The following is an 18,152-nucleotide window of genomic DNA, read 5'->3' as shown; positions in this document are numbered from 1 at the left end:
TGGCCGGTCCGTGGCGTTCTCGGTGCTGCCACTGCAGCGTCCCTCCTCGCCGTCCCGCGACGTGGAGGTGCTCCCGCGGTCGCCCGATGCGGATCTGCTGGTGATCAGTCGCCGGTGAGCCGGCGCACGGCGCCCATGGGCAGCACCCGCAGCAGACCGGCGACCGGTCGCCACGGCCACTCCGGCACGTAGCCCCGCGCCGGCTCCCGCTCGACGACGTCGACCAGCGCGCGGACGCCTTCGTCCAGCCCGACCGTCAGCGGGCCGCGGCGCCCCTCGTTGATCGCCGTCTCGATGTAGCCCGGCAGGATCGCCGACACCACGATCGGCGAACCCAGGACGTCGGAGCGGATGCCCTCCGCGAGCGAGTTCAGCGCCGCCTTGCTGGCGCCGTAGGCGGTGCGGCTGCCCTTCATCCCGCGGACGCTGGCCACCGAGCTGATCAGCACGAGGTGCCCGGCGCCCTGGTCGCGGAAGAGCTCCATGGCGACCTCGCACTGGGCGTGCGTGCCGAGGACGTTGGTCAGCAGGATGGCGCGGTTCTCGGCGGCGTGACCGGTGCCGATGGACGCTCCCCGCCCGATGCCGGCGTTCGCGATCACCCGGTCGAAGCCGCCGAGCTGCTCGGCGAGCGAGCGCATTCCGGTAGCGACGGAGTCCGGGTCGTCGACGTCCACGGCGCCGGTGACCACCCGGATCCCCGGGTGCGCGGCCAGCAACTCCTCGCGGAGCGCGTCCAGCCGGTCGGTGCGGCGGGCGGCCAGCGCCAGGTCGCGGCCCATGGCGGCGAACCGGCGGGCCATGCCCTCGCCGAGCCCGGCGCTCGCGCCGGAGATGAAGATGCGCTGGCGGACGGGGTTCGGCACCGCGACAGCATGCCGCACCCCGCCCGGCAGGGACCTCCGGCCCTGCCGGCGGGAACCCGCCGTGACCGGCCGACCGCGGGGCAGCAGCACGCGCCGGGAGACCGCTCTCACGTGTCACGGCCCGGCCCGCCGCGTCGTCCCCCTGACTAGCGTCCCGCGCGGTCTCAGGTCGAGGTCCCGGCCGGCGCCGCTCGGGCCCCGCACGTCCGCGCATCCATGTGCACCCCGGAGGAGATCCCATGACCACCGATCGCCCGCCCGTCCCCGGCCCGCGCCGGCCACCCGACCAGCCGGCGCGCACCGTCGAGAGGCCCACCGGCCCCGGCGGACGTCCGCTGTGGGTCGCCCTCGTCCTCATCTGCACGGTGCAGTTGATGGTCGTGCTCGACGGTTCGGTGGTGAACATCGCGCTCCCGCGCATCCAGGACGAGCTCGCCATCAGCGACGCCGACCTCACCTGGGTGGTCACCGCCTACGCGATCGCCTTCGGCGGCCTGCTGCTGCTCGGCGGCCGGCTCGGCGACCTCATCGGCCGGCGCAAGGTCTTCTTCGCGGGCGTGCTGCTGTTCGCCGTGGGGTCGCTGCTCGCGGGCGTCGCCCAGGAGCAGTGGCAACTGCTCGGGGCCCGCGCGCTGCAGGGGGCGGGTGCCGCAGCGGCGTCCCCGACCGCCCTGGCGCTGATCACCACGACCTTCCCGGCCGGCCCTCAGCGCAACCGGGCCTTCGCCGTCTACGCGGCCATGTCCGGCGCGGGCGCGGCCGTGGGGCTCATCCTCGGCGGCGCGCTCACCGAGGCCTCCTGGCGCTGGACGATGCTGATCAACGTCCCGATCGGTCTCCTCGCGGCCTTCCTGGCGCCGCGCTTCCTGGCGGAGTCCGCTCCGCAGTCCGGAAGGTGGGACCTGCCCGGCGCGCTGACCGGGACCACCGGGCTCGCCGCGATCGTCTACGGGTTCAACCGGAAGGCGCAGACCGACCTCGACACGGGCCTCCCGCAGGAGTGGTCGGACACGCTGGTGTACGGCCCGATCATCGCGGGGGTCGTCCTGCTCGTGGCCTTCTTCGTGATCGAGGCCCGCTCGTCGCACGCGCTCCTGCCGATGCGGGTGATCGCCGACCGGACGCGCGCGGTGAGCTTCGTGGCGATGCTGGTCATCGGCGCGGCGATCTTCTCGATGTTCCTGTTCGTGTCGCTGTTCGTGCAGCAGGTGCTCGGCTACAGCCCGCTCGAGGCCGGCATCGCCTTCCTGCCGTTCACCGTCGGGATCGTCGTCGCCGCGCAGATCGCCTCGACGCTCGCCTCACGGGTCGACCCCCGGTGGATCGCCGGCGCGGGCGCGGGGCTGTCGGTGCTCGCCATGTGGGGCTACAGCGGGATGGACGTCGACGCCGGGTACGCCTCCGACCTCCTGCCGTGGATCGTCGTCCAGGCGGTCGGCATGGGGCTGCTGTTCGTGCCGCTCACGCTCACGGCGGTGAGCCGGGTGGATCCCAACGACGCCGGCGTCGGCTCGGCCGTGCTGAACACGGTGCAGCAGGTGGGCGGCGCCGTCGGCATCGCCGTCCTCGGCACCGTGTTCGCGAACGGCATCAGCGAGCGCCTGGCCCAGCTCGCCGCCTCGGGTCCCCCTGGCCCGGCGGCCGCCCTGGACGCCCAGGCGTACGGGACGTCGCAGGCGTTCACGGTGGCCATCTGGATGATGGTCGCCGTCGCGGTGGTGATCCTCGTCGGCCTGAACATCAGGCACGAGGACCTGGCCACCGACGTCACGCCGGGGCAGGCGGCGGCGCTGGCCGAGGGGGCTACCACGGGCGAACCGCCGGAGATCCCGCCCCAGGCGGGACCCCCGGCGGGCGACCGGGCCGAGGGCGAGGTCAGCGGCGGCCGGTGAGCTCCAGGGCGTCGGCCGGGACGGAGTCCATGTCGGGGCCGGAGAGCCGGGTGCGCTTGAGCTCCCAGAAGTCGGGGAGGTTCGCGAGCAGGACGGCGCCGTCGAACGCCTTGCCGGCGTCCTCACCGGTCGGGACCTTGCTGATGACCGGACCGAAGAAGGCGACGCCGTCGATGTGCATGACCGGCGTGCCGACGTCGTCGCCGACCGGGTCCATGCCCTCGTGGTGGCTCTTCTCCAGCGCCTGGTCGTACTCGGTGGAGGTGGCGGCCTCGGCCAGCTCCACCGGCAGGCCGGCGCGCTCCAGAGCCGGGACGGTCAGCTCGTCGAGCTCCTTGCCCTCGTGGTGCCGGAGGGTGCCCATGGCGGTGTAGAGGTCACCGAGGACCTCGTTCCCGTGCTGCTGGGCGGCGGCGATGGCGACGCGGACCGGGCCGATCGCCTGCTTCATCATCTCCTGGTACTCCTCCGGCAGGTCCCGGCCGCGGTTGAGGACGGCGAGGGACATGACGTGCCAGTGCAGGTCGATGTCGCGGACCTTGGCCGCCTCGAGCACCCAGCGGCTGGTCAGCCAGGCCCAGGGGCACAGCGGGTCGAACCAGAAGTCCACCCGGGCCTTCGTGGGGGCGCTCTGCACTGCCTCGGTCATGTGGTGCTCCTCTGCGTTCGTCGTCGCGCCGGCCTGGCCGGTCCCGCAGTTCACCAATCCGGATCGCCACCGGCTTGTTCCCTCCCGCGGCAGGTCGACGCGGTGGAGCGGGAGAAATCCTGTCGTCCCCGCATGGGAAGCTGGCCTGTGTGGCCGTTCCCAACCTGACCCGCACCGATGCCGCTGCCCGCGCCGAGCTCCTGGCCGTGCAGAGCTACGACCTCCAGCTCGACGTCACCGACGGCGACGGGCACCCCGGCGAGCGCACGTTCCGGTCGGTCACGACCGTCGAGTTCACCGCGCGCGAGGCCGGGGCGAGCACGTTCATCGACCTGGTCGCCGAGACCGTGCACTCCGCGACGCTCAACGGCGCCGAGCTCGACGTCAGCACCTACACGGAGGACGGCGGTCTGCCGCTGCCCGGCCTGGCCGAGCAGAACACCCTGGTCGTCACCGCCGACTGCCGGTACTCGAACTCCGGTGAGGGCCTGCACCGCTTCGAGGACCCCGAGGACGGGCAGGTCTACCTCTACACGCAGTTCGAGCCGGCCGACGCCAAGCGGATGTTCGCCTGCTTCGACCAGCCCGACCTCAAGGCCACCTTCACGCTGCACGTCGTCGCGCCGTTCGACTGGCAGGTCGTCTCGAACACCGGCGGCCGGACCATCGAGGCCGGTCCCGCCGGGTCGCAGCTGGCCCACTTCGAGCCGACCAAGCGCATCTCGACCTACCTGGTCGCGCTGATCGCGGGCCCGTACGCCAAGGTCACCGACTCGCACGAGGGCATCCCGCTGGGGCTCTACTGCCGGGCGTCGCTGGCCAAGCACCTCGACGCCGACGAGCTCTTCCGCGTCACGAAGCAGGGCTTCGACTTCTACCACCGGGTGTTCGACTACCCGTACCCGTTCGACAAGTACGACCAGCTCTTCGTGCCGGAGTTCAACGCCGGTGCGATGGAGAACGCGGGGGCGGTGACCTTCCTCGAGGACTACGTCTTCCGGTCGAAGGTCAGCCGGGCCCGGTACGAGCGCCGCGCGGAGACGATCCTGCACGAGCTCGGCCACATGTGGTTCGGCGACCTGGTGACCATGCGCTGGTGGGACGACCTCTGGCTCAACGAGTCGTTCGCCACCTACATCAGCACCCTCTGCCAGGCCGAGGCGACCGAGTACACGACCGCGTGGACGACGTTCGCCAACACCGAGAAGGCATGGGCGTACGCGCAGGACCAGCTGCCCTCGACCCACCCGATCGCCGCCGACATCCCCGACGTCGCCGCGGTCGAGGTCAACTTCGACGGCATCACCTACGCCAAGGGCGCCTCGGTGCTCAAGCAGCTGGTGGCCTACGTCGGCCGCGACGAGTTCCTCGCCGGCGTGCGGCGGTACTTCCGCAAGCACGAGTTCGGCAACACCACGCTCGCCGACCTGCTGGCCCCGCTGGAGGAGAGCTCCGGCCGCGACCTGTCCGAGTGGGTCGAGCAGTGGCTGAAGACCAGCCAGGTCAACACGCTGCGCCCGGTCTTCGAGCTGACCAACGACGGCCGCTACAAGAGCTTCGCCATCGAGCAGACCGCCGTCGCCGAGCACCCGGTGCTGCGCAACCACCGCCTCGCCGTGGGCCTCTACAGCGAGGGCCCCGGCGGGTTGACGCGCAGCGACCGGGTGGAGCTCGACGTCGCCGGCGCCCGCACCGAGGTGCCCGAGCTGGTCGGCCACCCCGCCGCCGACCTGGTGCTGGTCAACGACGACGACCTCACGTACGCCAAGCTCCGGCTCGACGAGCGGTCGCTGGGCACGCTGCGCACGCGGATCGGCGCGATGCCCGACCCGCTGGCCCGCGCGCTGTGCTGGTCGGCCGCCTGGGACATGACCCGCGACGCCGAGCTGCCCGCCCGCGAGTGGGTGCAGCTCGTGCTGGCCGGCGTCGACGCGGAGACCGAGATCAGCGTCGTCCAGGCGCTGCTCGCCCGGGTGCAGACCGCGCTGTCGTCCTACGCCGACCCGACCTGGGCGCCCACCGGCTGGACGGCGCTGGCCGACCACGCGATGGGCGCGCTGCAGACCGCACCCCCCGGCAGCGACATGCAGCTGCAGTGGTCACGCACGCTGGCGGCCGCCGCGCGGACCGAGGAGCACGCCGCGGTGCTGCGCGGCCTGCTCGACGGCTCGCGCACGGTCGAGGGCCTCGAGGTCGACGCCGACGCGCGCTGGGCGTTCCTCTCCGGGCTGGTCGCGATCGGCGCCGCCGGTGACGCCGAGATCGACGCCGAGGCCGAGCGGGACGCCACCGCCACCGGCATCCGGCGCGCGGCCACCGCGCGGGCACTGCGGCCGACGGCGGAGTCCAAGGAGGAGACCTGGGAGCGGGTCTTCCGCGACGAGACCGTGCCCAACGCGGTGCACGAGGCGATCCTGCAGGGCTTCTGGCACCCGGCGCAGCGCGAGCTCACCGCCGGCTACGTGGAGCGGTACTTCGCCGAGATCCGCCCGATGTGGGACCGCCGACCGGGCGAGATCGCGAAGAACGCCGTCCAGTACCTGTTCCCGCCGGTCGTCGAGCCCCGCACCATCGCGGCGGCCGACGGGTGGCTGGCCGACACCGAGCAGCCGGCCCCGCTGCGCCGGCTGGTGTCGGAGGGCCGGGACGGCATCGCCCGCGCGCTTCGCGCCCGCGAGCGGGACGCCGACGCGAACCTCTGAGTCGAACGGCAGAGGCGCCGCACCCCTCGTGGGATGCGGCGCCTCTGCTGTTCGTGCGTGGACCGATCGCGGGGGCTGGAGGCTTCCCGATCGGGACAAGGGCAGCGGCTCAGCCCTGGTCGGGTACGGCACCTGGCCGCGGTGCTGTACGGAGGACCGCGGTGTTCTAGTGGGCCTTGCGCAGGGACGCCGGGTGGCCGGCCTGGTCCGACAGCTGGCGGAGCCCGTTGATGATGCCGCCGACCAGGTCGCCGTTGGCGAACGACGTCGTCATCGACAGCACCGCCAGCGCGCAGGCGCGGTCGGGCAGCCGGCGACCGGCGCCGGCACCCGTGACGACCTCGACCACCTTCTGGCCCGGTGACACGGCGAGGAGCACCGAGTCGGTCGGGTTGACCCCGGAGCGGGCGTGCAGCTCCTCGGCCTGGATGCGGGTCCGCTTGCCGAGGTCACCGATGTAGAGCGTGAACCGCAGCCCGGTCTCCCGGGAGGACATGGTGAGCGCCTCGTCGAGCCGGGCGAGCTCCTGGAACGTGAAGATCTCGTCGAGCCGGGACTGCTCCGCCTCCTCCGTCCGCGAGGTGGCGGTGTGCCGGGTGGCCGTGTCGTGCGACTCGGTCTCGAGCGCGGAGGTCATCGCCGTCCTCCCGGGACAGTCGTCGTGGAGTGGGTCATCGGGTCACCAGGTCCCGCGGGCGCCGCCGAGCGGGCCGGCGTCGACCGAGGCGTAGCCGCCGCTGGTGGAGCCGCTGTGCGCGACCGGACCGGCCCCGCTGCCCGCATCGGTGTTCCGCTCCCCCGGCTGCTCCGGGTACACCGACGAGCCCAGCGCGGCGGTCGAGGCACCGGGCACCGCGGCCGGGCCGTGCGCGGGGGCCGGCCCGTGACCGCCCGAGCTCCCGCCCTCGGGGTGGGGCTCGTACCAGACCGGCGCGTGCTCCCACGGCTGGCCGGGCTTGTAGCGGGAGCGCTTGCGCCCGCCGGGGAGGGTCAGCAGCGCCAGCACCACGATGACGGCCAGCGGGATGCCGACGAGTATGAGGAGGACCTCGACGGTGTTCACGCGCGACAACTTACCGGCACGCCCCGGTCTTCAGCCTCCCTGCTGCCACGACGCGGGGTGCCGTCCCGCCCACGGGCGCGCCGCCTCCACCTGGGCGGACAGCGAGATGAGCGTGACCTCGTCCGCGGGCCGCCCCACCAGCATGCTGCCCACGGGCAGGTCGTCGTCGGTCCAGTGCAGCGGAACGCTCACGGCGGGCTGCCCGGTGACGTTGAACAGCGCGGTGAACGCGGCGTAGCGCTTGTTGCGCTCGAAGTCCTCGGCGCCGTCGCCGTCGGCGTCGAACCAGCCCAGGGGCCGCGGCGTCATGGTGACGACGGGGGCCAGCAGGACGTCGTACTGCCGGGTCGCGTGCAGGAAGCGCCGGGAGAACACCCGCAGGGCGAACATCGACTCCATCGCCGTCTGCGCGGACATCGCCAGCCCGCGTGCCCGCAGCTCCCGGGTCAGGGGACGGAGCTCGCCCACCCGCCCCGGCGGAACCGGCAGCGTCGTTCCGGACAGGGCCCACACCTGCTCGAACGACGGCAGGACGTCGGGCCCGAGCAGCCCCTCCGGCACGTCCTCGACCTCGTGGCCGAGGGAGGCCAGCAGCGCCGAGGCGTCCTCGAACGCGGCCAGCACCTCCGGGTCCAGGACGACGTCGGGCATCGGGGTCTCGCGGAACCGGCCGATCCGCAGCCGGCCGGGGTCGCGGTCCGCGGCGCCGGCGAAGGTCTCCCCCGGCGGCAGCGGCGGCGCCCAGGCGGGGTCGCCGAGCACCGGCCCGGCCATCGCGTCCAGCATCGCGGCGGCGTCCCGGACGGTCCGGGCGAGCGGCCCGTTCGTGCCCAGGCCGGTGACCTCGCTGCCGAAGGGGGCGTTGCTGACCCTTCCGCGGGTGGGCTTGATGCCGTAGATGCCGTTGATGGACGCCGGGATGCGGATCGATCCGCCGCCGTCGCTGCCCTGCGCGAACGGCACCATCCCCGCCGCCACGGCGACCGCCGCGCCGCCGCTGGAACCGCCGGCCAGCCGCGTCGGGTCCCACGGGCAGCGGGCCGGCCCGGCCAGCTCGTTGTCGGTGTAGCAGGGGAAGCCGAACTCCGGGGTGTTCGTCTTGCCCACGCTGATCGTCCCGGCCGCGGCCAGCTTCGTGACGACGGCGTCGTCGACGGTGGGCACGAAGTCGGCCATGACCGCCGAGCCGAAAGTCGTCCGGACGCCGGCGGTGTTGTTCAGGTCCTTGATCGCCGTCGGGACGCCGAGCAGCGGCGGTAGCTCGCCGCCCTCGCGGAGCACCGCCTCGGCCCTGACGGCGGCCTCGCGCGCCCGCTCGGGGGTGACCGTGAGGAAGGCGCCCAGCCCCGGGTCGAGGGCCTCGATCCGGCCGAGCGCGTGCTCGACGAGCTCCGTCGGGCTCGCCTCCTTCGCGCGGACGGCGGCGGCCTGCTCGAGCGCGGTGAGGTCGTGCAGCTGCGTCACGGCGCCGACGCTAGACCTCGCTCTCGGGCACCCCGATCGGGTTCCCGGCCGGCCAGTCCCCCGCCGCCACGACCGCCCGCCGGACCGGCGCCAGGAGTCCCGCCAGCCGGTCGCACCCGGCGTCGCCCAGCGCCTGCCACGGCGCCAGCGCCAGCCGGTCGGTGTCCGCCTCGATCGCGGCGACCATCGCCAGCCCCTCGGCGGTGAGCTCGCCCTCGTCCATCCAGCGCCGCTCCACCAGCCGCGCCGTCGCGTCGTCCCAGGCGGCGTCGTCCCAGCCGCGGGCCCGCAGCAGCCACTCGCGGTCCGACCGGCCCGCCGCTGCGGCGAGCACGTGGGCGGTGATGCCGTCGACCTCGCGCTGGACCAGGGCGACCGTGTGCCCGTCGCCACGGTGCTCGCGCAGCGTGGTGAGCGACTGCCACAGGCGCAGGTGCGGCTCGTCGGGCACGGCCACAGCGGTGTTCGCCGCGGCGAGCGGCCGGCCGGGCAGGTCGACCGCCGCCGCGGCCGTCGCGGCGAGGTCCGCCGCCTCCGCGGCGTCGTCCGACCGGACCCACTCCTCGCCCAGCACCCGCCGGACGGCAGCACCCACCCCCGCGAGCCGGGCGGACAGCGCGGCGTCCGGCGAGGCGGCCGACCAGACGGCGGGCACCCGGCGGGCCACGAAGTCCGGCGCGAAGTTGTAGAAGACCGCCGTCACCACCTCGGCGCCGACCGCTCCCATCGGGGCGGCGCGCTGCGCGAAGTAGCCGTTCCAGAAACCTCCCAGCCCGGCCTGCTCCGCGGCGTCGCGGCACTCCTGGGCGAAATAGGTCAGGGCGTGGAAGGGCTCGGCGAGCGCCCACAGCCTCCGAGCGGCGCCCGGAGAGCTCACGCGCTCACGCTCTCGGGCACGCCCAGCCAGTCCCGCCACCGCGGGTCGACGGTCCGCGTGCCCAGCAGCCGCCAGGCGGCGCCGCTCGGCGTCCGGGGCGGGTGCGGCAGCGCCCAGCCCATCTCGGCCAGCGAGCGGTCGGCCTTGGTGTGGTTGCACCGCCGGCAGGCGGCCACCACGTTGTCCCAGGTGTGCGTGCCGCCCCGGCTGCGGGGGACCACGTGGTCGATGCTCGTCGCCGAGCTCCCGCAGTACACGCACGTCTGCCCGTCGCGGGTGAACACCGCGCGGCGCGACAGCGGCACGGACGCGGGGTAGGGCACCCGTACGTACCTGGTCAGCCGGACGACGACGGGCACGGGCAGGCTCACCCGCTCGGCGTGGACGACGTCCGCGGCGGAGTCGACCGGCTCGGCCTTCTCCGCCAGGACGAGCACGATCGCCCGCCGGCTCGAGACGACGCACAGCGGCTCGTACGTCGCGTTGAGGAGCAGTGTCGCGCTCGTCGTGCCCGGGGACGGGACAGGCAGCAGCGATGGGTGGTGTGGGTCGCGGCGGGGGCCTGGATGACCCACCGTCGTCGACCCGGACGCGGCTCGCGGCACGGCTCACCTCCGGTCGCCCCGGACCGCCGGTGGCTCCGAGACCCGCGGGCTGCCCCATTCTGACCCGCGGACGGCCGTTCGGCGTAGTGGGAAAGCGCCCGGCAACTACCGTGGGAGCGATGCGCTACCCCGAGGCCCCCCGGCTCGACCTCGTCGAGGACCTGCACGGACACCGCGTCGCCGACCCCTACCGCTGGCTCGAGGACGACGCCGACCCGCGCACCCGGGCCTGGAGCGAGGCCCAGGACGCCCTCGCCGGCGAGCTCCTCGCCGGGCTGCCGATGCGGCCGGCGTTCGCCGGGCGCCTGGAGCAGCTGGTGCACTCCGGCGCCGTCGGCGTCCCGGTCTGGCGGGGCGGCCGCGCCTTCTCCACCCGCCGCGACCCCGGCCAGGAGCACGCGGTCCTGCGGGTGCGGGAGGCCGACGGCACCGTGCGGGTGCTCGTCGACCCGACCGCTCTCGACCCGGCGGGGACGACGACGCTCGACGCGTGGTCGCCCTCGTGGGAGGGCGACCGGCTGGCCTACCAGCTGTCCACGGGCGGCGACGAGGAATCGGAGCTCTACGTCCTCGACGTCGCCACCGGCGAGGTGGTCGACGGCCCGATCGACCGCTGCCGCTACTCCCCCGTCGCCTGGCTGCCCGGGGGCGAGGAGCTCTTCTACGTCCGCCGCCTCGCCCCCGACCAGGTGCCGGCCGGCGAGGAGCAGTTCCACCGCCGGGTGTGGCGCCACCGGGTCGGCACGCGCGCGGACGACGACCTGCTCGTGCACGGCGAGGGCAGCGACCCGACCACCTACTTCGGCGTCCACACCAGCCGGGACGGCCGCTGGCTCGTCGTCTCCGGCGCGGCCGGGACCGCCCCGCGCGACGACGTCTGGATCGCCGACCTGGCCGGGGACGGCGCGCTCCGCGACTTCCAGGTGGGCGTCGACGCGCAGACGGCGGCCTGGGTGGCGCGCGACGGGCGGCTGTGGCTGATGTCCGACCGCGGCACGCCGCGCTGGCGGCTGGCCGTCGCCGACCCCGGGGACCCGGCCACCTGGGCACCCGAGGCCTGGCGCGACGTCGTCCCGGAGCTCCCGGACGCCGTCCTCTCCGACGTCGCGCTGGTCGACGCCCCGGACGGATCCCTGCAGGTCCTGGCCGTGCACGCCGTGGACGCGACCGACCGGCTGTCGCTGTGGGCCGCGGACGGCTCCGGCCGGCTGGGCGACGTCGAGGGGCTCGGCGCCGGCAGCATCTCCGGCGTCAGCTCGCCGCCCGAGGGCGGCGGCCGGGCGTGGGTCGGGTACACCGACTACGCGACACCGCCCTCGGTGCTGGTCTGGGACGCGGGCTCCCCGACCGCGCTGGAGAGCTGGGAGCGGGCGGCCGTCGCCGGCGACGTGCCGGACCTGAGAGTCGTCGAGACGCACGCGACGTCGGCCGACGGCACGCCGGTGCACCTGTTCGTCTTGTCCCTGTCAGGGGCGCCGGACACCCCGCGGCCGACCGTGCTCTACGGCTACGGGGGCTTCAACGTCTCGGTGACACCCGCCTACAGCGCGCAGGCGCTCTCCTGGGTGGCCGCCGGCGGGGTCTGGGCGGTGGCGAACCTGCGCGGCGGCTCCGAGCACGGCGAGGAGTGGCACCGCGCCGGGATGCGCGAGCGCAAGCAGAACGTGTTCGACGACTTCGCCGCGGCCGGCGAGCACCTGGTCGCGCAGGGGTGGACGACGCACCGCCAGCTCGGGATCTTCGGCGGCTCGAACGGCGGGCTGCTCGTGGGGGCGACGCTCACCCAGCGTCCCGACCTGGCCGCGGCCGTCGTCTGCAGCGCCCCGCTGCTCGACATGGTCAGGTACGAGCTGTTCGGCCTGGGCCGCACCTGGAACGACGAGTACGGCACCGCCGAGGACCCCACGGAGCTGGGCTGGCTGCTCGGCTACTCGCCATACCACGCGGTCAGGGAGGGGACGGCGTACCCGGCGGTCCTGTTCACGACGTTCGAGTCCGACACCCGGGTGCACCCGCTGCACGGCCGGAAGCTGGCCGCCGCGCTGCAGCACGCCACGACGTCGGACGCGCCGATCGTGCTGCGCCGGGAGACCTCGGTCGGGCACGGCGCGCGGGCGGTCAGCCGCACCGTCGGCCTCGCCGCGGACCAGTTGGCCTTCCTCGCCGAGCACACCGGCCTGGCCCTTCGGTAGGACGCGACCCCCGCATCGCTGACATGCGGGGGTTCACCTGGGAGGATTTCCGGTGATGAGTCGATCACTAACCGTGCTGGCCGTGGACGATCCGTCCACGGGCATGCCCGACTGCGCGGACTACTGGCTGTGCCAGAAGCTCTACGACTGGTTCGGCCTGGACTGGCTGGCCGAGAACGCGCGGGTCCTCGTCGCGACCCCCGCCCGGATCCTGCTGGTCGTCCTGGTGGCCGTGGTCGCCCGCGCGCTGGCGCACCGGGCCATCCGGCGGCTCACCGACCGCACCGCCACCGGCGCCATGCCCACGATCCTGCGGCCGCTGCGCAACCGGGTCGCCCAGCACGACGCCGACGGGCAGATCACCGAGCGCCGCACCCAGCGGGCCGAGGCGATCGGCTCGGTGCTGCGCAGCTTCGCCTCGATCGTGGTCCTGGGGATCGCCGTGGTCCTGGTGCTCGGCGAGCTGGGCATCAACCTCGCGCCCATCGTGGCCAGCGCGGGCGTCGTCGGCGTCGCGCTCGGCTTCGGCGCGCAGAACCTGATCAAGGACTTCATCGCCGGGATCGGGATCATCCTCGAGGACCAGTACGGCGTCGGCGACGTCGTCGACCTGGGCGAGGCCAGCGGCACCGTCGAGGCCGTGGGGCTGCGGATCACGCGGCTGCGCGACGTCAACGGCGTGGTCTGGTACGTCCGCAACGGCGAGGTCCTGCGGGTGGGCAACAAGAGCCAGGGCTTCGCGCAGGTCGTCATCGACATGCCGGTCGCGCACGACACCGACCTCGAGCGGGCGCGCACGGTGATGCAGGAGGTCGCCGACGCGATGTACGCCGAGGAGGAGTGGGCGGCGGTGCTGCTCGCCGAGCCCGAGTCGCTCGGCGTCGAGCAGATCACCGCGGAAGGCGTCTTCCTGCGCGTGCAGGTCCGCAGCACGAACGCCGACCAGTGGCGGGTCGGCCGGGAGCTGCGCCTGCGGCTCAAGGAGCGGTTCGTCGCCGAGGGCATCCGCACGCCCCTGCCGCTGCTCGCCGGCGCCACCGGCAACGGTTCGGGGGTCCGCTGACCGCGGCCGCGCCCGAGGGGATCTCCCCGACCGGCGCCCCCGAGCGGCAGGCGACCTTCCGCGAGGTCTTCGCCGTCCGCGAGTTCCGACCGCTGTTCGGGACCTTCCTGCTCTCCACCGCCGGCGACGAGCTGGCCCGCGTGGCGCTGACGGTGCTGGTCTACCAGCGCACCTCCTCGCCGCTGCTCTCGGCGCTCACCTTCGCGATCGGGCACCTGCCCTGGCTGCTCGGCGGACCGTTCCTCGCCACCATCGCCGACCGGCTGCCGCGGCACCGCGTGCTCATCGCCGCGGACGTCGCCCGCGCCGTCGTCCTCGCCGGCATGGCGATCCCCGGGACGCCGCTACCCGTGCTCCTCGCCCTGCTGTTCCTGGTGTCGCTGTGCGCGCCGCCGTTCGAGTCGGCGCGGTCGGCGCTCATGGCCGACGTCCTCGACGGGGACCGCTACGCCGTCGCCACCTCGCTGACCAACATCACGCTCCAGCTGGCCCAGGTGGTCGGCTTCCTCGCGGCCGGGGCGCTGGTCACCGTCCTCAGCCCGTCGGGGGCGCTGCTCATCGACGCCGGGACGTTCGTGGTGTCGGCGCTGTGGCTGTGGGCGGGGCTGAAACGGCGCCCGGCCCCGGTCGGCGACGAGGGCCCCCGGTCGGTGTGGCGGGACACCGGGGCCGGCCTGCGCCTGATCGGCCGGTCGCCGCGGCTGGTCGCGATCATGGGCGTGCTCTGGGTGGCGACGCTGTTCACCTACGCCTCCGAGGGCGTCGCCGCGCCGCTGGTGCACGAACTGGGGTCCGACGCGACGGCGGCCATCGGCGTGCTGCTGTCGGCCAACCCGCTCGGCGTGACCGTCGGCGGTCTGGTGATCGCCCGCCTGGTGGCACCCGACCGGCGGGAGCGGCTGGTGGTCCCGCTGGTCGTGCTCTCCCTGACGCCGCTGCTCGCCGCGGGCGTGTTCGCGGTCCTCACCGGACCCGGGACGATGCCCTTCGCCGTCGTCGTGGCGCTGCTGTTCGTCTCGGGGCTCGGGTCGTCGTGGCTGATCCCGCTGAACGTGTCCTTCGTGCGCGCCGTGCCGGCAGCCTTCCGCGGCCGCGCCTTCGGCGTCGCCGTCAGCGGGCTCTACGGCGTCCAGGCCCTGGGGGCGCTGGCGGCCGGCCTCGTCGCGGAGGGGGTGTCGGCCAGCGGCGTGCTCGCCCTCTCCGGTGGTGTCGGTCTCCTCGCGGTGGCTCCCGCGCTGGTCGCGTACCGGCGCACCCAGACCTCCGTGGCGGGAGCGCCCGCCGGTGAGGGACCATCGGCAGCATGAGCGAGTCGAGCCGGCCCCTGCCCTCGGCGCGCACCTTCTACGACGAGGTCGGCGGCGCCCCGACCTTCACCCGGCTCGTCGCCCACTTCTACGCGGCGGTGCGGACCGATCCGGTGATCGCGCCGCTGTACCCCCAGGACGACTGGGAGGGCGCCGAGGTGCGCCTGCGGTCGTTCCTGGAGCAGTACTGGGGCGGGCCGACCACCTACTCGCAGCAGCGCGGCCACCCCCGCCTGCGGATGCGGCACGCGCCGTTCGCCATCGGGCCGGCGGAGCGGGACGCGTGGCTGACCCACATGCGCGCGGCCGTCGACTCGCTGGGCCTCACCCCCGAGCAGGACGCGACCCTCTGGGGCTACCTGGAGATGGCTGCGCGCAGCATGCAGAACCGGTTCCCCGACGACGCGGCCGGCGACCTCTCCCCGTAGAGCCGGCGGGCGTCGCGCTCGGTGCAGCGGCTGCACCGAAGCGCGCCCGGTGCGGCGACGCCGACCAGCCCAGGAAGCCGCCGGCGCGGTAGTGCAGACTCACCGGTGATCAGCGGCGCCCAGCCCGGCTCGGCGGGCGCCGACCAGTCGCTCCAGGAGGTTCTGTGGCCACCGCTTCGATGCCCGCGCTGCCGGCGCGCCCGCTCGTCCTCGCCGACCTCGTCCCGGCGGTCCGCGCCCGCAACGTCGTCCTCGTGGCGCTGGGCGTCCTCGTCACGGCGCTGCTCGCGCAGGTGTCGGTGCCCGTACCGGGCTCGCCCGTGCCGATCACCGGCCAGACGCTGGCCGTCGTCCTCACCGCCGCCGCGCTCGGCCCGGTCCGCGGGGTCGCGGTGCAGGTCTTCTACATCCTGGCCGCGCTCGTCGGGCTGCCGTTCTACTCGGAGGCCAGCGGCGGGTTCGACGTCGTCTTCGGCGCCACGGGCGGCTACGTCGTCGGCTTCATCCCGGCCGCGTTCCTCATCGGCCTGGCCGCCAAGCACGGCGCCGACCGCAACCCGCTGAAGTCGGTGCCGCTGTTCGTCGCCGGCCAGGCGGTCATCTTCGCGGTGGGCGTGCCGTGGCTGGCGCTGAGCGCCGGCCTCACGGCGGGCCAGGCCCTCGACGCCGGGTTCTACCCGTTCATCCTGGGCGGCATCGTGAAGGCCGCCGTCGCGGCCGCGGTGCTCGGGACGGCCTGGAAGCTGACCCGTCGGGCCTGACCCCGTCCGCTCCCCGACCCCCTGGCGCCCCCGGCGTCAGGGGGTCGTCGCGTTCCGGGGGTGCGCCTCCCGGCCGCTCAGGCGGCCGGCTCGTCGGCGTAGCGCAGCAGGAACGCCTTCTCCTCGGGCGTGATCCGCCGCGGGCGTTCGAGGGCGAAGTCGAAGGGCACGAGCACGGTGCTGCCGGTGACAGCCAGGCGCCCGTGGTCGAACAGCTCGTAGTGGCAGGTGAAGGACGCCGCCCGGATGCCCGACACCCAGATCTGGACCTCCAGCGGCTCGGCGTCGTAGAGCACCGAGCGCTTGTAGGAGATCTCGTGCGAGTGGACGACGAGGCCGCGGCGCATGCCGGTCCGCTCGTCGTGCGTCGGGTGCTCGAAGAACAGGTTCACGCGGGCCATCTCGAAGTAGCCCAGGAACGCCACGTTGTTGATGTGCTGGTAGGCGTCCGTGTCCGACCAGCGCATCGGCACGTGCACCGTGTGTCTCACGCTGCCACCTTGCCCTAGGGACACCACGGGCCGCCCCAGCGGGTTGCTGGGGCGGCCCGGTGGCAGGCGCGTCAGTCGCGGGTGAGCTTGCGGTAGGTGGCGCGGTGCGGACGCGCCGCCTCTGCCCCCAGCCGCTCGATCTTGTTCTTCTCGTAGTCGGCGAAGTTGCCCTCGAACCAGAACCACTGCGACTCGCCCTCGTAGGCGAGGATGTGCGTCGCCACGCGGTCGAGGAACCAGCGGTCGTGGCTGACCACCACGGCGCAGCCGGGGAACTCCAGCAGCGCGCTCTCCAGGCTGGTCAGCGTCTCCACGTCGAGGTCGTTGGTCGGCTCGTCGAGCAGCAGCAGGTTCCCGCCCTGCTTGAGGGTCAACGCGAGGTTGAGGCGGTTGCGCTCACCACCGGACAGCACACCGGCCGGCTTCTGCTGATCGGGACCCTTGAACCCGAACGCGGCGACGTAGGCCCGGGACGGCATCTCGACGTTGCCGACCTTGATGTGGTCGAGGCCGTCGGAGACGACGTCCCACAGCGTCTTCTTCGGGTCGATGCCGCTGCGGTTCTGCTCGACGTAGGACAGCTTGACGGTCTCGCCGACCTTGATGTCGCCGTCGTCCGGCTTCTCCTCGCCGACCAGCATCTTGAACAGCGTGGTCTTGCCGGCGCCGTTGGGGCCGACCACGCCGACGATGCCGTTGCGCGGGAGGGTGAAGGACAGGTCGTCGATGAGGACGCGGTCGCCGAAGCCCTTGGTCAGGTTCTTCGTCTCGACGACGACGTTGCCCAGGCGCGGGCCCGGCGGGATCTGGATCTCCTCGAAGTCCAGCTTGCGGAACTTCTCGGCCTCCGCGGCCATCTCCTCGTAGCGGGCGAGGCGGGCCTTGCTCTTGGCCTGGCGGGCCTTGGCACCCGAGCGGACCCACTCCAGCTCCTCGGCGAGGCGCTTCTGCCGCTTGGCGTCCTTGGCACCCTCGACCTTGAGGCGGGCGGCCTTGGTCTCGAGGTAGGTGGAGTAGTTGCCCTCGTAGGGGTAGGCGCGGCCGCGGTCGAGCTCGAGGATCCACTGCGCGACGTTGTCCAGGAAGTACCGGTCGTGGGTGACGGCGACGACGGTGCCGGCGTACTTCTCCAGGTGCTGCTCCAGCCAGGCCACGCTCTCGGCGTCGAGGTGGTTGGTGGGCTCGTCGAGCAGCAGCAGGTCGGGCGCCTCGAGCAGCAGCTTGCACAGCGCGACGCGGCGGCGCTCACCACCGGAGAGGACCGTCACGTCGGCGTCGCCGGGCGGGCAGCGGAGCGCGTCCATCGCCTGCTCGATGCGGGCGTCGAGCTCCCAGCCGTCGTTGTTCTCGATGACCTCCATGAGCTCGCCCTGCTCGGCGAGGAGGGCGTCGAAGTCGGCGTCCGGCTCACCCATCGCCGCGCTGACCTCCTCGAAGCGGCGCAGCGCGTCGCGGAGGGGCTTCACCGCCTCCTCGACGTTGCCGCGCACGTCGAGGGCCTCGTTGAGCGGCGGCTCCTGCAGGAGGATGCCGACCGTGGCCTCCGGCGCGAGCGTCGCCTCGCCGTTGGAGGGCTGCTGCATGCCGGCCATGATCTGGAGCACGGTCGACTTGCCGGCGCCGTTGGGGCCGACGACGCCGATCTTCGCGCCGGGCAGGAACGACAGGGTGACGTTGTCGAGGATCACCTTGTCGCCGTGCGCCTTGCGCGCGCGGACCATCGTGTAGATGTACTGAGCCACTGGGCTTCGGAGCCTTCCGTCGTCTCGCGAGCGGGGGCGGGACCGCGTGA

The 18,152-nt window shown here is 73.8% G+C and carries 16 protein-coding genes; 7 read left to right on the top strand and 9 right to left on the bottom strand.

Features of this window, described 5'->3' with window-relative positions:
* Window positions 1-104: 104 nt before the first annotated feature.
* Complete coding sequence (locus DCS98_RS10795) at window positions 105-866, bottom strand: SDR family oxidoreductase (RefSeq protein WP_116451358.1); 762 nt, start codon at window positions 864-866, stop codon at window positions 105-107.
* Between the two features lie 239 nt (window positions 867-1,105).
* Here DCS98_RS10795 and DCS98_RS10790 point away from each other — a divergent pair, with 239 nt between their 5' ends.
* Window positions 1,106-2,758: an MFS transporter gene (locus tag DCS98_RS10790; RefSeq protein ID WP_116451357.1), complete on the top strand. Its 1,653-nt coding sequence runs from the start codon at window positions 1,106-1,108 to the stop codon at window positions 2,756-2,758.
* Here the strand turns inward: DCS98_RS10790 and DCS98_RS10785 are convergent.
* Entirely contained in the window at window positions 2,742-3,407 is a 666-nt protein-coding gene (locus DCS98_RS10785; protein ID WP_116451356.1) for a mycothiol-dependent nitroreductase Rv2466c family protein, read from the bottom strand. The genes DCS98_RS10790 and DCS98_RS10785 overlap by 17 nt on opposite strands.
* 149 nt (window positions 3,408-3,556) lie before the next feature.
* Here DCS98_RS10785 and pepN point away from each other — a divergent pair, with 149 nt between their 5' ends.
* Entirely contained in the window at window positions 3,557-6,109 is a 2,553-nt protein-coding gene (gene pepN, locus DCS98_RS10780) for an aminopeptidase N (protein ID WP_116451355.1), read from the top strand.
* Window positions 6,110-6,275: 166 nt separating this feature from the next.
* On the opposite strand, the gene DCS98_RS10775 is transcribed toward pepN, so the two are convergent.
* From DCS98_RS10775 to DCS98_RS10755, 5 genes are read right to left on the bottom strand one after another with little or no spacing between them, the layout of a single operon-like run.
* Window positions 6,276-6,746, bottom strand: coding sequence for a DUF5130 family protein (locus tag DCS98_RS10775; protein ID WP_116451354.1), 471 nt, complete (start codon window positions 6,744-6,746; stop codon window positions 6,276-6,278).
* A 42-nt stretch (window positions 6,747-6,788) separates the two neighbouring features.
* Window positions 6,789-7,172 (bottom strand): aa3-type cytochrome oxidase subunit CtaJ, encoded by a 384-nt coding sequence (gene ctaJ / locus DCS98_RS10770; RefSeq protein WP_116451353.1) that lies wholly within the window; start codon window positions 7,170-7,172, stop codon window positions 6,789-6,791.
* A 30-nt stretch (window positions 7,173-7,202) separates the two neighbouring features.
* Entirely contained in the window at window positions 7,203-8,636 is a 1,434-nt protein-coding gene (locus DCS98_RS10765; RefSeq protein ID WP_116451352.1) for an amidase, read from the bottom strand.
* A 10-nt stretch (window positions 8,637-8,646) separates the two neighbouring features.
* Complete coding sequence (locus DCS98_RS10760; protein WP_116451351.1) at window positions 8,647-9,513, bottom strand: SCO6745 family protein; 867 nt, start codon at window positions 9,511-9,513, stop codon at window positions 8,647-8,649.
* Entirely contained in the window at window positions 9,510-10,118 is a 609-nt protein-coding gene (locus tag DCS98_RS10755; protein WP_241037572.1) for an HNH endonuclease, read from the bottom strand. The genes DCS98_RS10760 and DCS98_RS10755 overlap by 4 nt, the downstream gene beginning before the upstream one ends.
* Before the next feature lie 119 nt (window positions 10,119-10,237).
* Between DCS98_RS10755 and DCS98_RS10750 the strand changes: the two genes are divergently transcribed.
* The 5 genes from DCS98_RS10750 (at window position 10,238) to DCS98_RS10730 (ending at window position 15,869) form a co-directional block, all read left to right on the top strand.
* Complete coding sequence (locus DCS98_RS10750; RefSeq protein ID WP_116451350.1) at window positions 10,238-12,310, top strand: prolyl oligopeptidase family serine peptidase; 2,073 nt, start codon at window positions 10,238-10,240, stop codon at window positions 12,308-12,310.
* Window positions 12,311-12,392: 82 nt separating this feature from the next.
* A complete protein-coding gene (locus DCS98_RS10745; RefSeq protein ID WP_241037562.1) occupies window positions 12,393-13,373 on the top strand; it encodes a mechanosensitive ion channel family protein in 981 nt (326 codons plus the stop codon).
* Window positions 13,370-14,680 carry an MFS transporter gene (locus DCS98_RS10740; RefSeq protein WP_116451546.1) on the top strand — a complete coding sequence of 437 codons (1,311 nt, stop codon included), beginning with the start codon at window positions 13,370-13,372 and terminating at the stop codon, window positions 14,678-14,680. Before DCS98_RS10745 ends, DCS98_RS10740 begins: the two co-directional genes overlap by 4 nt.
* The gene (locus DCS98_RS10735; RefSeq protein WP_116451348.1) at window positions 14,677-15,108 is read left to right on the top strand and encodes a globin; all 432 of its coding nucleotides are present in this window, start codon (window positions 14,677-14,679) and stop codon (window positions 15,106-15,108) included. Before DCS98_RS10740 ends, DCS98_RS10735 begins: the two co-directional genes overlap by 4 nt.
* A 164-nt stretch (window positions 15,109-15,272) precedes the next feature.
* On the top strand, window positions 15,273-15,869 hold the full coding sequence (locus DCS98_RS10730; RefSeq protein ID WP_206340192.1) for a biotin transporter BioY: 597 nt from the start codon (window positions 15,273-15,275) through the stop codon (window positions 15,867-15,869).
* Window positions 15,870-15,946: 77 nt separating this feature from the next.
* On the opposite strand, the gene DCS98_RS10725 is transcribed toward DCS98_RS10730, so the two are convergent.
* Window positions 15,947-16,360: an acyl-CoA thioesterase gene (locus DCS98_RS10725; protein WP_116451347.1), complete on the bottom strand. Its 414-nt coding sequence runs from the start codon at window positions 16,358-16,360 to the stop codon at window positions 15,947-15,949.
* Between the two features lie 71 nt (window positions 16,361-16,431).
* The gene (gene ettA / locus DCS98_RS10720) at window positions 16,432-18,102 is read right to left on the bottom strand and encodes an energy-dependent translational throttle protein EttA (RefSeq protein WP_116451346.1); all 1,671 of its coding nucleotides are present in this window, start codon (window positions 18,100-18,102) and stop codon (window positions 16,432-16,434) included.
* Window positions 18,103-18,152 lie beyond the last annotated feature (50 nt).

It is taken from the genome of Blastococcus litoris, from assembly GCF_003075095.1.
GTDB lineage: Bacteria > Actinomycetota > Actinomycetes > Mycobacteriales > Geodermatophilaceae > Blastococcus_B > Blastococcus_B litoris.
This window is presented reverse-complemented; position numbering and strand designations above follow the sequence as displayed.

Excerpts from the sequence above, each read along its gene's own strand:
- DCS98_RS10790 (WP_116451357.1), top strand. The coding sequence starts at position 1,106 with ATGACCACCGATCGCCCGCCCGTCCCCGGCCCGCGCCGGCCACCCGAC.
- DCS98_RS10785 (WP_116451356.1), bottom strand. The coding sequence starts at position 3,407 with ATGACCGAGGCAGTGCAGAGCGCCCCCACGAAGGCCCGGGTGGACTTC.
- DCS98_RS10775 (WP_116451354.1), bottom strand. The coding sequence starts at position 6,746 with ATGACCTCCGCGCTCGAGACCGAGTCGCACGACACGGCCACCCGGCAC.
- DCS98_RS10750 (WP_116451350.1), top strand. The coding sequence starts at position 10,238 with ATGCGCTACCCCGAGGCCCCCCGGCTCGACCTCGTCGAGGACCTGCAC.
- DCS98_RS10735 (WP_116451348.1), top strand. The coding sequence starts at position 14,677 with ATGAGCGAGTCGAGCCGGCCCCTGCCCTCGGCGCGCACCTTCTACGAC.